Annotated in this window: 10 protein-coding genes and 3 pseudogenes; 6 read left to right on the top strand and 7 right to left on the bottom strand. The window is 60.5% G+C overall.

The genetic code is table 11. The annotated features are described in order from the left end of the window. Positions 1-213 precede the first annotated feature (213 nt). Together ACVDG8_RS00145 and ACVDG8_RS00140 are read left to right on the top strand one after the other, a co-directional pair. Positions 214-1,025: pseudogene (locus ACVDG8_RS00145) on the top strand (ABC transporter ATP-binding protein). Continuing rightward, the gene (locus tag ACVDG8_RS00140) at positions 1,018-1,809 is read left to right on the top strand and encodes an ABC transporter permease (RefSeq protein WP_447252892.1); all 792 of its coding nucleotides are present in this window, start codon (positions 1,018-1,020) and stop codon (positions 1,807-1,809) included. Before ACVDG8_RS00145 ends, ACVDG8_RS00140 begins: the two are co-directional and overlap by 8 nt. 144 nt (positions 1,810-1,953) lie before the next feature. On the opposite strand, the gene ACVDG8_RS00135 is transcribed toward ACVDG8_RS00140, so the two are convergent. Together ACVDG8_RS00135 and ACVDG8_RS00130 are read right to left on the bottom strand one after the other, a co-directional pair. Next, entirely contained in the window at positions 1,954-2,142 is a 189-nt protein-coding gene (locus ACVDG8_RS00135) for a hypothetical protein (RefSeq protein WP_447252891.1), read from the bottom strand. A gap of 594 nt (positions 2,143-2,736) precedes the next feature. After that, the gene (locus ACVDG8_RS00130) at positions 2,737-3,936 is read right to left on the bottom strand and encodes an IS256 family transposase (RefSeq protein WP_023780675.1); all 1,200 of its coding nucleotides are present in this window, start codon (positions 3,934-3,936) and stop codon (positions 2,737-2,739) included. A gap of 1,656 nt (positions 3,937-5,592) precedes the next feature. On the opposite strand from ACVDG8_RS00130, the gene ACVDG8_RS00125 reads away from it, so the two are divergent. Together ACVDG8_RS00125 and groL are read left to right on the top strand one after the other, a co-directional pair. After that, a complete protein-coding gene (locus ACVDG8_RS00125; protein WP_447252890.1) occupies positions 5,593-6,354 on the top strand; it encodes a Crp/Fnr family transcriptional regulator in 762 nt (253 codons plus the stop codon). 287 nt (positions 6,355-6,641) lie between these two features. After that, a pseudogene (gene groL / locus ACVDG8_RS00120) lies at positions 6,642-8,263 on the top strand (chaperonin GroEL). A gap of 271 nt (positions 8,264-8,534) precedes the next feature. Here groL and ACVDG8_RS00115 read toward each other — a convergent pair. The 4 genes and pseudogenes from ACVDG8_RS00115 to ftsH all read right to left on the bottom strand — a co-directional run bounded on the left by ACVDG8_RS00115 (position 8,535) and on the right by ftsH (position 12,217). Further along, positions 8,535-8,939, bottom strand: a complete 405-nt coding sequence (locus ACVDG8_RS00115; protein ID WP_447252889.1) for a host attachment family protein — start codon at positions 8,937-8,939, stop codon at positions 8,535-8,537. Positions 8,940-9,045: 106 nt separating this feature from the next. Further along, positions 9,046-9,692 (bottom strand): annotated as a pseudogene (locus ACVDG8_RS00110) (BON domain-containing protein). 133 nt (positions 9,693-9,825) lie between these two features. Continuing rightward, positions 9,826-10,344, bottom strand: a complete 519-nt coding sequence (locus ACVDG8_RS00105) for a pyridoxamine 5'-phosphate oxidase family protein (protein ID WP_447252887.1) — start codon at positions 10,342-10,344, stop codon at positions 9,826-9,828. A gap of 52 nt (positions 10,345-10,396) precedes the next feature. Continuing rightward, positions 10,397-12,217 (bottom strand): ATP-dependent zinc metalloprotease FtsH, encoded by a 1,821-nt coding sequence (gene ftsH / locus ACVDG8_RS00100; protein ID WP_447252886.1) that lies wholly within the window; start codon positions 12,215-12,217, stop codon positions 10,397-10,399. A 214-nt stretch (positions 12,218-12,431) separates the two neighbouring features. On the opposite strand from ftsH, the gene ACVDG8_RS00095 reads away from it, so the two are divergent. After that, a complete protein-coding gene (locus tag ACVDG8_RS00095; RefSeq protein WP_455707472.1) occupies positions 12,432-13,382 on the top strand; it encodes a hypothetical protein in 951 nt (316 codons plus the stop codon). On the opposite strand, the gene ACVDG8_RS00090 is transcribed toward ACVDG8_RS00095, so the two are convergent. Beyond that, positions 13,327-14,424, bottom strand: a complete 1,098-nt coding sequence (locus tag ACVDG8_RS00090; RefSeq protein WP_455707471.1) for a ribose-phosphate diphosphokinase — start codon at positions 14,422-14,424, stop codon at positions 13,327-13,329. The genes ACVDG8_RS00095 and ACVDG8_RS00090 overlap by 56 nt on opposite strands. Here ACVDG8_RS00090 and ACVDG8_RS00085 point away from each other — a divergent pair. Continuing rightward, a complete protein-coding gene (locus ACVDG8_RS00085; protein WP_455707881.1) occupies positions 14,402-15,178 on the top strand; it encodes a DNA-binding protein in 777 nt (258 codons plus the stop codon). The two genes, ACVDG8_RS00090 and ACVDG8_RS00085, sit on opposite strands and share 23 nt — an antisense overlap. Positions 15,179-15,220: the final 42 nt, after the last annotated feature.

Raw genomic sequence — 15,220 nt, 5'->3', positions numbered from 1 at the left:
ACTGCATACCCAAGCTGTTCGAATTGCCGCGGGTCAGACCAATCTTTCATAGGCTGCGTTCGCGGGATTGCTTTGCCTTGAATCAATTCGCCCGCCTTCCGCGGTGTCTAGGGTGATAATGATTCCGGCGCACCGCGCGCGAGCGCCTTCCCTCACAGCCAAGATTGGAGCATCGCCGCCACCCAGTTGCAGGACTGAACGAAAGCCAAGCCTATGCTCGCTCCTCCCGCGATCTTCCCCATAGAGACGCACGGCCTCTCCAAGGCGTTCGACGGCAACGTGGTCGTCGACGACGTTGATTTGCAGGTCCGCCAGCGTGAGGTCTTCGGCCTGATCGGCCCCAACGGCGCGGGAAAATCAACATTGATCAAGATGCTGACGACCTTGTTGCCGCCACGAGTGGCGATGCCGCCGTCGCTGGCTGCGACCTGCGGCGTCAAGCACGGCACATCCGCGCCCGCATCGGCTATGTGCCGCAGTTGCTATCGGCCGATGGGGCGCTCACCGTCTACGAGAATCTGCTGTTGTCCGCACGTCTCTATCTCATCCCCCGCGCCGAGCGCGCAGGGCGCATCAGGGAGGCGCTGGAGATGACGGAACTTACCGGAGCAGCGGATCGCCTGGCACAGCACTACTCTGGCGGCATGCTGCGCAGGCTCGAGATCGCGCAAAGCACGCTGCACCGGCCTGCCTTATTGATCATGGATGAGCCGACGGTTGGATTGGACCCCGTGGCACGCACTGCGATCTGGAACCATGTGCGCAATTTGAGAGATCGTTTCGGTACCACCATTTTGGTCACCACACATGTGATGGAAGAGGTCGACGCACTGTGCGACCGCGTTGGCATCATGCATCGCGGGCGCCTGGAAAAGGTCGGCACGCCGGCCGAATTGAAGGCAGGCGTCGGACCGTCGGCGACACTCGATGACGTCTTCATGGCTATCGCCGGCGGTGATGTCGAGACGGCTGGTGACTACCGGGATGTCAGGCAGACGCGCAGGAGCGCCAGCGATCATGGCTAGGTTTGCAGAAGCAATCATGGACTACGGCACCGAGGTTCATGCCGTGGCCGATGCGGAGATACGCAAGCTGCGGCACGATCCAAGTGAAATCCTAACTCGCGCCATACAGCCGGCGATCTGGCTCGTCCTGTTCGGCGAGGTGATGGCGCAGGTGCGCGGCCTGACGTCCGGCAACGGCCGCTATCTCGACTTCCTGGCGCCGGGCATCCTTGCCCAGAGCGTGCTGTTCGCGGCGATCTTTTATGGCATCGCCGCCATCTGGGAGCGCGACCTCGGCGTCCTCCATCGCTACATGGTGAGCCCGGCGCCGCGGAGCGCCCTGGTCCTCGGCAAGGCGCTGTCATCTGCCGCTCGCGGGCTGACGCAGGCGGTCGTGGTCTACCTGCTTGCGGTGGGACTCGGTATCAATGTCGACCTCAGCCCGGCCAGCCTGCTTGGCGTCGCGTGCCTGATCGCGCTGGGTTCAGGTCTATTCTCGACTTTCTCGCTGATCATTGCCTGCATCGTCAAGACGCGCGAGCGCTTCATGGGCATCGGACAGGTCCTGACGATGCCAATCTTCTTCGCCAGCAATGCCATCTATCCAATCGACATCATGCCCGGTTGGCTGAGAACGATCTCGCTCGCCAACCCGCTTACCTATCAGGTCGACGCACTTCGAGCGTTGATGCTGATCGGCGGACAGAGCAAGTTTGGGCTTGCCGTCGACTGTCTCGTTCTCGGAGTCACATTTGCCTTGCTGGTCGCGATAGCCGCACGGCTATACCCGCGCATGACCACCTGAAGGCATCTCCATGCCCTATGCCGCGATCGACGCTGACGTGGCAGCGCCAATCGACGGCTCGGATTCCAGCTCATCGAGGATATTTTGGTGTCCATCACTGCATTGTCGCTCAAGGCTGCAGAATGGCTTGGCCGCTGATCGCGTTCAGCGCGTCTGTTCGGCGCGCTGAGGACAATCAGCCCCGTGCTTGCGCGCCTGGTCCTCAGTTATTTTGAGCTTTTGCAGCTCTAGTGCGAGCAGGCCTTCGATGACGCGTCGCTGCTTCGGATCGGTCTCGCGTTCGAGCAGATCCTGGAAGTGGCGTATATTAGCGCGCGCGATGAAACCGTCCACGGCATACCTCTCTCCCCGAGCCGCATGCTCACGTGACACTACACCCGCCCAGCCGACGAGCATAGGCATTTTCAAAATGCGACACGGCGCTGCGGCGGCAGGAGAATGTTTGCTGGTGTCGCCGCTTCCCTTCGGGTCATCCACAGGCCGGCAACATAGGAAGCCGGAATGTGAAGCCGCGCAGGATCAGGGTCGCTGCGAGACTGCCTTCGACACCTCCGCCCATCAGGTGAAGCATCGAGATGCAGGTACCTTCGAGTGCCCAGGCCAAGCGGAACCGGTGACAACCCTCGCTACCGAGGACGAGAGCATTTAGGCAATCCATGGAAACCGGCCCTGTCGACGCATCGATACCGATCGGCTCTTTGGCCGGTGCTGTACCGGTTCATCAAAAACCTGGATCGCGTTCCAACGCAGGCAAGGGATTATCACGAGCGTGCTTCTCATGCCATCTCGGTCCTGGCCCGCGCATATAGTGAAGCTCGGGCCGTTACGGGTCGAATAGATCTGTCACAAGCCCTTGCAGATCGTGTCCCGGGGAGTGGTGTAGCTGACGGCATTGGTCGCCGTGCTCTCCGGCATGGGCCGGGCTGATCAGCGCGCCACGGCTGGCAAGCTGATCAGGGGATCATCGCTCATCTGGCTGATCGTTTCCAGAGTCATATATCTGGCCCGCTGCACTGCCCATTCATCGTTCTGTTCGAGCAGGATTGCGCCGACCAGACGCACGATCGCATCGTCGTTCGGGAAGATTCCGACGACCTCGGTGCGCCGCTTGATCTCGCCGTTGAGACGCTCGATCGGATTGGTCGAGTGCAGCTTGGCGCGGTGTTCTTTCGGGAAGGTCATGTAGGCCAGCACGTCGGGCTCGGCGTCGTCCATGATTGTCGCCAACTTCGGCACCTTCGGCCGGATCTGGTCGGCGACGGCGCGCCATTGCACGCTTGCGGCCTCGGGCGTTTCCTGGGCGAAGGCGGTGGCGATGAAAGCGGAGACGACCCTGCGGCCGCTCTTGCCGGCATGGGCCAGCACGTTCCTCATGAAGTGGACGCGGCAGCGCTGCCATGTCGCGCACAGCACCTTGGTGACGGCCGCCTTGATGCCTTCATGGGCATCGGAGACGACGAGCTTGACGCCGCGCAGGCCGCGGCGGGTCAGCTTGCGCAGGAACTCCGTCCAGATCGGCTCGGCCTCCGAGGTGCCAATCTCCATGCCCAGCACCTCGCGCCGGCCGTCCGCGTTGACGCCGACGGCAATGATGACGGCGACCGAGACGATGCGGCCGCCGCGGCGCACCTTCAGGTAGGTGGCGTCGATCCACAGATAGGGCCAGTCGCCCTCGATGGGTCTTTCAAGGAACGCTTTGACCTTGCCGTCGATCTCCTCGCACAGCCGCGAGACCTGGCTCTTCGAAATGCCGCTCATCCCCATGGCCTTGACCAGGTCGTCAACCGAGCGGGTCGAGATACCCTGGACGTAGGCCTCCTGGATGACGGCGGTCAGCGCCTTCTCGGCCATGCGGCGCGGTTCGAGGAAACCGGGGAAATAGCTGCCCTTCCTGAGCTTCGGGATGCGCAGCTCGACGGTGCCGGCGCGCGTCTCCCAGTCGCGCTCGCGATAGCCGTTGCGCTGGGCCGTGCGCAACGGGTTCTTCTCGCCATAGGCGGCGCCGGTGGCGGCCCCAACCTCCATTTCCATCAGCCGCTCGGCGGCAAAGCCGATCATCTCGCGCAGGAGATCGGCATCCGGGGTCTTCTCCACGAGCGTGCGCAGGTTCATCATGTCGTCGGTCATCGGTGGTCCTTCCGAATTGGGTTGGCGTCAACAACCAAACCCTACCGGAAAGCGCCGATGACCACCGCAAAGCCGCTCGCTCGCTACAGCGCGACTAACGGCGCACTCGCGAGCGGCTTCACTACCGCCGAGCTACACCACCTGTGGGGACACGACCCCCTTGCAGTGCGCTTGCAATGAGTGGCCCTCCGCAAAAAGAGGCTGCGCTAGCGATAGCTTTGGATGTCAGGTGTGCGCAGAGCATCAAACCACTCCCATGTCGGTCAATCGTTGAGCTGATGTCCGACAACCATCAGGCGCTTCAACTGAAGATGGGGACGTCGTTTGCGCTTTGGATTTCACCGCAAAAGCGCCTGTCCAACAATTCGGTTATACCCTTAGGGGATTCTACGAAGTGCCGCCGTTCGGTCCGATGGCCTTCCATTCGATCCGTGGCGATCTGTTGCTGACCTTCTCGCGACGGATCGACAAACTGTCTTGGTGGGTTCGTCAAAGCCCCCTCTCCGCGGAGTATCCTGTGGGGATCAGCGAAAAGCATCGGGGGCCGCCCTGGCCCACTGACTGGCGCTTCCGGGGCACTTGTCGCTCCTCTACGTGTCACAACCGTGATCAGCTATGAGTCTTGACCCGGATCAACGACGCATTCGACTTCAGCCGGTTGCCTTGTCAACAAATTGGAGAGGGCCAAATGTTTCACGAAGCAACTAGCTTTCCATCAAGGCAGACCAAAATAGATTTGAAATGGCACCTGTCGAACGAGCCACCACCACTCCGCACCTCGAATGAAGGACTGGCTTGGCATTTGAAACACGCCGTGCATTGCGGTTGCCGGCCATTGCCGAATGACGTCAATGAAGAGTTGGAGAATTTTTGCCGTTGTGCAGTCACCGCAGCTGGCTTGAGAAATAATCCGAGCTGATCCCTGTCTCAAAAATGGGTTGAAGGTCAACGGGACCCACCGTCCAAGGAACTTGGTTGGTTCGCCTATCGGACGTCAAAGAGGACAATCAATTGCTGTTCCTTTGCATACTTCACGATGTATGCGGTCAATTCATCGTCGTCTTCGTTGCAATCGGGCCGAGCCCATCGCACGGCTTCGATCGTGGATTGGTTGAAATCGTTTCGCCGGTGTGATGCATCGAGAGCGCTGTGGCGACCAGTTTCAGACCCGAGCGAAAAGTACCTTCCTCTGATGCTTCGAGGACACAGAGCCTTAGCTCTTCCTTCTCAAGCAGACCCTCAACGGCATGCCGCTGTCCCGGGCGCAGTTCGCGAGAGAATCTCGCGAAAGCGAGCAACGTTGGCATGTGCCACATAGCGATCCACGACCTTGCCCCCTAAGGGGTGCCTTTTTTTGGGTCTGAATATTCCCGATTGAAGAATACTAAGCCGAATAGTCCATGCTGTCCAAGCCCAAATCGGACCGCCTGACGAGGCGCGGCTTGAAGCATAGCTGATTTCAATTTGATTCAGAACAAAGACGAGAATGGAAACTGGGACGAGTTTTGCCTTTAGGTTGGCCTTTAAAAAAATCCTTTCAGACCTGAGTTTTTGGTTAATTTTATTTGACGTCCCTCTTTGGCACAACCGTGAGTTGGAGATGCTATGGAACCGTTGCCTTCCGTCCGAACCCTGACACCCTGTGATCGATGTGCCGTGCGCAAAACCTCACTCTGCAGCAGGGTCAATGTCGACTTGCAGGGGCAACTCGCCAGGCTTTCCCATCACCGGACGTATCGTCTCGGCGAAACGGTGCTTGCCGAAATGGAGGACACCTCCTCTGTGGGCATCGTCGTGTCTGGCGTGCTGCGCATGCAGAAGTCGCTGGAAGACGGACGCCAGCAGCTCGTCGGCTTGCTGTTTCGCTCAGACTTCTTCGGCCGCGTCTTCGGAGGCTTTTCCGACTATGCCATTGAGGCGGCGTCCGATGTGACGCTTTGTTGTTATGAGCGTCACGCCTTCGAGAGATTGACAGAGTGTTTTCCCGAGCTCGAGCATCAGCTGATGTTGAGCACGTTGGATGAGCTCGACGCAGCACGTAGCTGGATGCTGCTGCTTGGCTGCCAGACGATGCCGGAACGAGTTGCCAGCTTCTTCCTGATGCTTTGCCGCCGCAGCGATGCAGATGAATTGAGCCCCGGCGCAAACTTTCCGATCCATATACCCATCAATCGCCGTGACATGGCCAGCTATCTTGGGACAACCGGGGAGACCATTAGTCGCGTCATTCACGAGATGAGCCGCAAGGGCATCGTCAAAATCCGCAATGCGCAGAATTTTGAGGTTCTCAACAAGAGGCAGCTCGTCAGGATGTCGGGTCGCGACGACGTTTCGATCCGGCCAGCAATAGCAGCTCGATCTCGCTCTGAGAGGCTAGCGGCCGCGAATGAACGTCCGAGACGACCAGGATTTCACTGATCCGAACGATGTATGGTCTGCGTGACGACCTCCGGCGGATTTTTTCGCCAAGCCTCAGCGGTTGACCGTCGCGGAAGTCGCCAAGCCTTCACCGGCGCCCGAACTACGAGAGGCAATCGCAACGTGATTCCAAGTTCGCGAGCGGACGATGGTACACTGCCTATCCAACAGCGAATGAGGCTAGCCGTTGATCCTCGTCAACCTGGCGCTGGAGCGGGATTGATGCGTATCAAAGCCGGCTGAACTCATCCCTGTTAGCCAAGACGCATCATAGCTCGGAGACGGTCATGGCTCACAAACAGGTATTGTTTCGTTCCGCGGCGCGCGAAAAGATTCTGCGTGGCGCGACCCAGCTCGCCGACGCCGTGCGCGTGACGCTCGGGCCCCGCTCGAAATCGGTTTTGATCGAAAAGAAATGGGGCGCTCCCATCGTCTGCAATGACGGGGTGACCATCGCCAAGGAATTCGACCTGAAGGATCCCGAGGAGAATCTTGGCGCGCGGATGCTCAGACAGGCGGCTGAAAAAACCGGGGACATGGTCGGTGACGGCACCAGCACGTCGACCATTCTGGCCCACGCGATGTTCGCCGACGGCGTACGCAACGTCGTCGCCGGCGCCAGCGCGATCGATATCAAGCGGGGTCTCGATCGCGCAACAAAACGGGCAATCGAGACACTCAAGGCAATATCTAGGCCGGTCTCGACCCGTCGCGAGAAAGAACAGGTGGCGACGATCTCCGCGCACAACGACCCGCTCATCGGCGAACTCGTCGGTGAGGCAATGGAGAAGGTCGGCGGCGAGGGCGTCATCACGGTCGAAGAGTCGAAGACCACCGAAACCGTTCTGGATGTCGTCGAAGGCATGCAGTTCGATCGCGGGTTCCTCTCCCCCTACTTCGTCACCGATCCCGAGAAGATGGAGGCGGTTCTGGAAGACGCGCTGGTGCTGCTCGTCGAAAAAAGATCGCTTCGCTAAACGACCTCATCAAGCTGCTTGAAGCCGTGGCGAAGTCCGGCTCGCCATTGCTGGTGATTGCCGAGGAAGTCGAGGGTGAGGCCCTCGCGACCCTCATCGTCAATCAGATTCGGGGAACGTTCAAGAACTGCGGCGTCAAGGCGCCCGGCTTCGGAGACCGTCGCAAGGCCATGCTGCAGGACATCGCCATCCTGACTGGCGGACAGGTCATCTCCGAAGATCTCGGGCTCAAGCTGGAAAATGTCAAAATGGAGCAGTTGGGGCGTGCGAAGCGGATAGTCGTCGACAAGGATAACACGACGATCATCGGCGGCGGCGGAGACGCCAAGGTGATCAAGGGCCGTGTCGAACAGATCCGGCGCGAGATCGACAATACGACCAGTGACTATGATCGCGAAAAGCTGCAGGAACGGCTGGCCAAGCTCGCGGGTGGCGTCGCCGTCATCAAGGTGGGTGCTCCAACCGAGGCCGAAATGAAGTCGAAGAAGGAGGCGCTCGACGATGCCATCAGCGCCACCAAGGCGGCGGTCGCCGAAGGCATAGTGCCAGGCGGCGGCCTCGCCCTCCTGCGCTGCATCGCGACCGTGGCTGACGAGGAGCAACATTGCGACGGCGACGAGCGGACCGGCGTACAGATACTCAAGCGCGCGCTTGAAGCGCCAGTCCGGCAGATTGCCGAAAATTCCGCGGTCGACGGTGGCGTCGTCACTGCCAAGATGCTCGAAGGCACTGGCAATTTCGGCTTCGACGCAGGAAAGAAGGAGTACGTCGATCTGGTCGAAGCAGGCATCATCGACCCGACCAAGGTCGTTCGCACCGCCCTGGAGAACGCAGTCTCGGTCGCCAGCGTGCTGCTGCTCACCGAGGCAACCATGACAGAGATTGCGGAGCCACAGAAGGAACGGTCGCTCGAGCCGGAGGTGACGATCTAAGTGGCGCGCTCGGCCCCCTTGATATGGTGAACTAAGGCAACTCGACGATGATTGCGCCGCATCATCAGCCATTCTCATCCAACTCGAGCGGAATGCTCTCGAGCGGGATGCGTTCAATTGAACCGTGTATCCCGGTCTAGCGTGCCGCCGGCATCCATCCACCCCGGCTAAGCCCTCTTGGCGACGGTCGATGCGCCCAAGGTCGCCGGTGCGATAGGCTCGCGACGATGGCCGAGATCAGCAGGGTTTGGACCATGATCTGGGCAGAGACTCAAGTCGCCACCAATGTGTTCTCGATGGCCCCGGCGGAATGTTTCGCGAGATCCTTGGCTATCTCGCCTACCAGCTTTGCTCTCAGAGGAGCCTGGAAGTGCCTGCGCAGTTCGCCCAGCGTGCGCGGATCGGCGATCACCACGACATGCTCGAACGCTTCCGTCAGCGCCTCGCGATTGAGATAGGCGGCCACGGCTGCGGCAAAGTCGTCTTCCCGCAGGCGGGAGTCGTCGGGATTGGCGGTGGAACTACGATGCCGGCCGCCGGAGCCCGTGTTAGCCGAGTGCAGCACCGGCTCGGGCATTTCGACCAATTCGATCCGAGGTTCGTGACCTTTGCTGCGCAACAGACGCAGCTTGTCGCCGTCGGTTACCACGACGAGGGTACCGTTAGCCAGAATCATATTGTTTCTCCTTGACATTGCTGGACCGAGATCCAACGCACTCTCTGGCCATCGTTGGCGACGCGGCGGCCACCGATGAAGCCGCCGCGTCCAACTCGTGAGCCCATCAGATTATGGAAATACGATCGTCCACCGTTCGGACGCCCGGCGACGACCAGGCGGCACGTTCAGCTGCCTGGCGCTCGGACCAAGCCCTGACCTTGCCTTCGAGGGTCACCTTGCCATCCAGAACATTGACGCGGATCGCCTGTGCTTCGGTTTCGGCGTCGCGCTTCAGCGCATCCTCGATGCGCTTCTTGACGTCGGGCACTGACGCGTGTGGGGCGATTTCGATCTGGTTGGCAACACCGACAACGCCGGCCAGCCCGCGCACGGCGTCGGCGGCTGCGTTCTTCTGGTACTGCCATTCAAGTTTCCCGGTCAGCGTGATCCATCCGTCTCGCACCTTGACCTGCACCTTGTCCCTCGGGATGGAGACGTTCCAGGTGACCGCATTGACCGCACGCTTGGCGATCTCGTCGTCCGCGGTTCCCTTTGTCCAATCAGCCGGACTTCGATTTCCTCGGCGATGCCCTTGACGCCCTTGACGCGCTTGACCACATTTTCGGCGGTGGTCTTTTCCCAATAGGAAGAAACATGCCCGGTCAGGGTGACGATGCCGTCTTCGACGGCAACGCCGATATGGGCCGCGTCGATGCTCGGCTCGAATTCCAACTCATCGAGAATGTTCTGACGCAATGTTATGTCCGTCATGTCTTGTCTCCTGTTTGTTGAGGCGGACGTCTCGCCCGCAGCGAAGACAAAGAGCATCCTTTGCGCTCTTGCTCATTGATCCGGCTCAATGCCCGGGTGAGATAGTCATCTGGTTGGACGATTGGCGCGATCGTCAGGAGGTGGCGGAAGTGCCTGCAAGCCAATGGTGTCGCATGCTGTCCAAGGTCTCGGCGATGTCGTCGGCCTCGACTTTGACGAGATCGGTGTGACCAAAACCCAGGGAGTAGTCGAGCACAGAGATGATCGTGGGCCGTACCCTGAACAGCTTCACGGGTGCGGCCTCACTGGGCTGGATAGCCGAAATCTGCGGGAAGCGCTGCACCATCATGCGTCCGATTACTGTGAGTTCGGAAGGCAAGACGACCTCAGTGGCGGTCGCCGCCATCGACAACCCGTTGATCTCCAGCCAGTTCTCATAGGGCGCTGTCATGGCGACCGAGACGCGCGGATCGCGATAAATATTCACTGCCTTCTGCGAGCCGGCTCCGCAGCCGAAATAGAGCAGCAAACCGTCGTGCACGAACGAGACCACCGTCGCCTGTGGCGAGCCATCGGAGCGGGTTGTTGCTATCGTCATGTCCATGCAACGCGCCAGGATATCGATCACCTTCTGCTGAAGCTTGTGTTTCATGACACTCTCCTCGTTTGTTCAAAGGCGCCCGGCATCTCGGCCTGCGTCGCCTTCACGCCGCCGGAACTAGCTCGGCGGTTCGACGCAACGGCGCGAAGTCGTCAGGCGTCAACGTTTCTTTTTCGAGCAGCAGCTTGGCGCCAGCGCGCAGGTCGGTGACCCTTACCCGGAGCACGTCCTTGGCACTGGCAAAGGCCTCGTTGATCATGCCTCGCACCGCCAGGTCGACTTCCCGAGCCGTGGCCTCCGAATAATCTTTCTTGTTCGGCAGGCCAGGGCCGTCACCTAGCCATTGCAGGCGCTGCTCTTCGAGAACGGCCTGCCCCACCGTCGGATCCATTCCAAAGCGGGTGACACACTGGCGGGCAATATCCGTGACCTTGGCCAGGTCGTCGGCCGCCCCGGTCGAGACTTCGCCGAATATGATTTCCTCAGCCGCGCGGCCGCCCATCAGGACGACCATGCGGTCCTTCAGCTCACCGACCGTGATCAGAAACCGGTCCTCCGTCGGGCGCTGCATGGTGAAACCGAGAGCGCCGATCGAGCGCGGGATGATGGATACCTTGTGCACTGGATCAGCGCTTCGCCTCGCGACCGCGACCAGGGCATGCCCCATTTCGTGAAAGGCGACACGTTCACGCTCCTGTGGTTTCAGCAATCGGCTTTTGCGCTCCGAGCCTGCAACGATGCGCTCGACCGCATTGGTAAAGTCATCCATCGTCACCTTGTCGGCGCCACGCCGCGTGGCGATGATGGCAGCCTCGTTGACCAGATTGGCAAGATCGGCACCGGTGAAGCCGGGCGTTATCGCGGCAATCTCGTCGGTGCTGACGCCAGGCGCGATTGAGACGCTCTTGATGTGGACCTTGACGATCGCCTGCCTGCCCTTGCGGTCGGGCCGGTCCAGAACGACCTGCCGGTCGAATCGCCCGGCGCGCAGCAGGGCCGGATCGAGGATTTCGGGACGGTTGGTGGCGGCAAGCAGCACGATACCAACACGCGGATCGAAACCGTCGAGTTCCGACAGCAGTTGGTTCAATGTCTGTTCTTTCTCGTCACCGCCGCCATAACCCGCGAATGGGCTGCGAGCACGGCCGAGGGCGTCGAGTTCATCGATGAAGATGATGCACGGCGCGGCCTGCCGGGCCTGCTCGAACAGGTCGCGCACCCGGGCCGCACCCACGCCGACGAACATCTCGACGAACTCCGAGCCGGAGATGGAGAAGAAGGGCACCCCCGCCTCGCCGGCTACGGCGCGCGCCATCAATGTCTTGCCGGTTCCAGGCGGCCCGACCAGCAGGATACCTTTCGGGATGCGAGCGCCGAGGCGGCCGTATCTGTCCTTGTCCTTGAGGAAGGAGACGATTTCCTGCAACTCGGCCTTGGCTTCGTCGACGCCCGCCACATCTTCAAACGTCACTCCGGTTTTGCGCTCCAGATAGACCTTTGCCTTCGACTTGCCGATGTTAATCAGGCCGCCCATGCCTTGCCTGTCGGCGAACCCTCGGAAAAAGAACATCCAGATGCCAACGAAGATCAGCGCGGGCAATATCCAGGAGAGAATTGTCGTCAGCCAGTTGCTGTCGGAAGCCCCCGTGATCTTGACGCCGGCCTTCTCGAAAACCGCAACTGCCGCAGGGTCGACGCGATTGGCAAGAAACGCCGTCTTGCCATTCTGCGGCTCCTTGAATGCCCCCTCGATCATGGTCTCGGTCAGCGTGACGGATGCAACCTTGCCCTCTTCCGTGAGGTGGATCACGTCACTGTAGGAGAGCTGGGCGGTGTCACGATAGGCGAACCAGACCTGAAACAGCCCCATAATCAGGAAAGCAACGACGACATAGCCTATGTTGAAGGTGTGTTTGCGATCCATGACATCCCGCTGGCGGTTGTGTTCATCTACAAAATGTCACAGCCAACGGGCGCGTCCTTGATGCGCATCAAAGTGCGGATCGCTGCTGGCCACCATTGTGCCGGCGATGATGGGACAACGGCAAATTACAGACTTGGCAGCGAAGGTGCGCTTTCTCAGCGATCCGGCGACGTACGGGTGCGGGACGACACAGGTAGATGTCCACGAGACGCATATGTCCTGGGTCTTTCTCACGGACGAACTGGTCTACAAGCTCAAGAAGCCAGTCAGGCATCCATTCCTCGATTTCAGCACGATCAGGAAGCGGCACTTCTACTGCGGCCAGGAATTGCGGCTGAACGCTCTCCTTGCCGCCGAAACCTATCGACGGGTTCTCCCTCTTTGCCGTGACGCATCGGGCCGTTTCACCCTCGGCGGCAGGGCCCGCATCGTCGATTGGCTGGTCGAAATGAAGCGCCTGCCGCAATGCGATATGCTGGACGCGCGCATCGTCTGCGGTCGCCTGACCGTGGCGGAGATCGACGAAGTCGCCAACACGCTGGCGGCCTTCTATGCGCAACGCCAGGCGGAAATTGACGCCTTCGCCTATCTGCGTCACCTCACGGGAGAGCAGCGCATCAACCGCGCCATCCTGCTCCGGCCCGAATTCACGTTGGTGGATATCGCTTCGGGCACACTGGACATGGTGGACGGTCTGCTGCAGCAATTGAGGCCCCGGATCGAAGCGCGCATTCGTCGGGGCGCGATCGTCGAAGGGCATGGCGACCTGCGCCCCGAACACGTCTGCCTTTGCCGGCCGCCCCAGATCATCGACTGTCTCGAATTCAACCGCTCGATGCGCATCATCGATCCTTATGACGAAATCAACTATCTCGGCCTGGAATGCGAGATGCTGGGCGCGCCATGGATCCGGCTGCTGCTGATCAAGGCGCTGGAGTGTCGGCTGCCGGACCGCCCCGATGCCGGGTTGCTGGCGCTCTATGGCGGTTTCCGGGCATTGCTGAAGGCCCGTCTCGCTGTCGCGCATCTCCTCGAGACGCCAATCCGCCATCCGGAAAAATGGCGCCCGCAGGCGATCCGCTACATCAGGCAGGCGGAGCGCGAGATTTTCAGTCTTCGATCCCCGTCAGTTCGGAAATCGACCCCTGTGTGTGGAGGCGCCTGATCGCCGTGCCGATCAGGCGACCGATCGGCAGAATGTCCAAAGGCGCTAGCGGGTAACGAGGTTTGGCGAGTGCCGCCGAGTCCACGCTGTCGGTGACGATGATGCGGTCTATGGTCTGGCTGTCGAACAGCACGTCGGCACCCTTGCCAAACAATCCGTGCGTGGCGATCGCATGAATGGTCCCGGCGCCGCGTTCACGGCAGGCAAGTGCTGCGCGCAGCATGGTGCCACCCGTACTGATCAGATCATCGACAATGAAAACGGCATTGTCGGCGACGTCGCCAGCAAACAGTTCGCCCGAAACCACGTTCCGGCTGCGGCGCTTTTCCATGAAGCCGAATCCGATTTGCTTCCCGGTTTCCGTCTCCAGCGTCTCCTTGAACAATTGCGCGCGCTTTACACCGCCGCTGTCGGGTGAAAAAATGGTGATCGGCAGATCGCCAGCCAATTTGGCTATCAGTAGAGCGAAGAGCTTTCGCGTATCGAGATGGATGCTCTCGCACCGAAAGGCGTTCTGGAAAGCCGCGAGATTATGGACGTCGAGCGTCATGATCCGGTCGGCACCCATAGCCTCGAAGAGTTGCGCGACATAGCGGGTCGTGACCGGGTCACGCGCCTTGGTCTGCCGGTCCTTGCGCGCATAGGCCAGGTAGGGAACGACCGCCGTTACTCGCGCGGCGCCGTTCTCCTTGCATGTCGCCAGGAAGAACAGGAGTTTGCACAGCTTGTCGTTGGCGGACACGCCGCCATTTCCACCAAGGCTGTGCAGCACATAGACATCCCTGCCGCGCACGCTGACCAGCGGGCGCGCCTTGTGCTCCCCGTCCTCGAAATCTCGTTCTTCATGCGGATCGAGTTCGATCGAAAGCGCCCGCGCGGCAGCCGCGCCGAGTTGTTCCGACCCTTTGAGTGCGAAGAAGCGCATGTTTTCTTCTACCCAGTTTCGAACATTGCTGGATTGATGCGCGTCAAGGGTGCGAGCCGTCAAATGGCCTAGGAGGACCAATCGACAATCTTCAATGGCTGCGATGGGAACAACCATGCCGGAGCCGCTCCAAACCGCGCCGCCAAATCCAGGCGTCAAGGCAATGACGACATTAGCGACGAAGCCACTCCTCGAGAATGTCGGGGTGGCAGCAAAATTCCGCGATTTTGCCGATCTGCTCGACAGCCAAGGCGCCGACGGTTTCCGCGCACGCGCCTACAGAAGGGCGGCAGATGTCGTTTCCAGGCTGGAACGGCCCTTGGGCGAGGTTCTGGCAAAGGAGGGACGCGACGGCCTCATCGCCCTCCCGGCCATCGGAACAGGCCTGGCCGGCGCGATTGCCGAGATGGTTGCAACCGGGCGCTGGTCCCAACTGGAACGGCTGCGCGGCGATATGGAACCGGAGGCGCTGTTTCGGTCGATCCCCGGGATCGGACCACGATACGCGCACAGCCTCGCCGAGGACGGGCAGCTCGAAACCCTCGAAGACCTCGAGAACGCGCTCCATAGCGGCGCTCTTCACATCAAGGGCATCGGTCACAGGCGCAAGGAGATGCTGGGAGCAGCCCTCGCCGAGCGGCTCGGCGGGGCTCGACTGAGAACGACCTATCAACCTCAACCTTTGCCGCCAGTGTCGATATTGCTCGATGTCGATCGCATGTATCGCGAAAAGGCGGCAGCCGGAGTGCTTCGCAAAATTGCGCCAAAGCGCTTCAATCCGACGAGCGAGGCCTGGCTGCCGGTCCTGCATGCACGACATGACAATTGGCATTTCACCGTGTTCTGGCAAAAACGAACGACTGGGTCGTGATCTATTTCCAGGCTGACGGCCAACCGGAGGGACGATGCACTG

The sequence above is a fragment of the Mesorhizobium sp. ORM8.1 genome, from assembly GCF_053005525.2.
This window is presented reverse-complemented; position numbering and strand designations above follow the sequence as displayed.

Coding starts and splice junctions, on each gene's coding strand:
- ACVDG8_RS00115 (WP_447252889.1), bottom strand. CDS start 8,939: ATGATTCTGGCTAACGGTACCCTCGTCGTGGTAACCGACGGCGACAAG.
- ACVDG8_RS00130 (WP_023780675.1), bottom strand. CDS start 3,936: ATGACCGACGACATGATGAACCTGCGCACGCTCGTGGAGAAGACCCCG.
- ACVDG8_RS00095 (WP_455707472.1), top strand. CDS start 12,432: ATGTCCTGGGTCTTTCTCACGGACGAACTGGTCTACAAGCTCAAGAAG.
- ACVDG8_RS00105 (WP_447252887.1), bottom strand. CDS start 10,344: ATGAAACACAAGCTTCAGCAGAAGGTGATCGATATCCTGGCGCGTTGC.
- ftsH (WP_447252886.1), bottom strand. CDS start 12,217: ATGGATCGCAAACACACCTTCAACATAGGCTATGTCGTCGTTGCTTTC.
- ACVDG8_RS00140 (WP_447252892.1), top strand. CDS start 1,018: ATGGCTAGGTTTGCAGAAGCAATCATGGACTACGGCACCGAGGTTCAT.
- ACVDG8_RS00085 (WP_455707881.1), top strand. CDS start 14,402: ATGGCTGCGATGGGAACAACCATGCCGGAGCCGCTCCAAACCGCGCCG.
- ACVDG8_RS00090 (WP_455707471.1), bottom strand. CDS start 14,424: ATGGTTGTTCCCATCGCAGCCATTGAAGATTGTCGATTGGTCCTCCTA.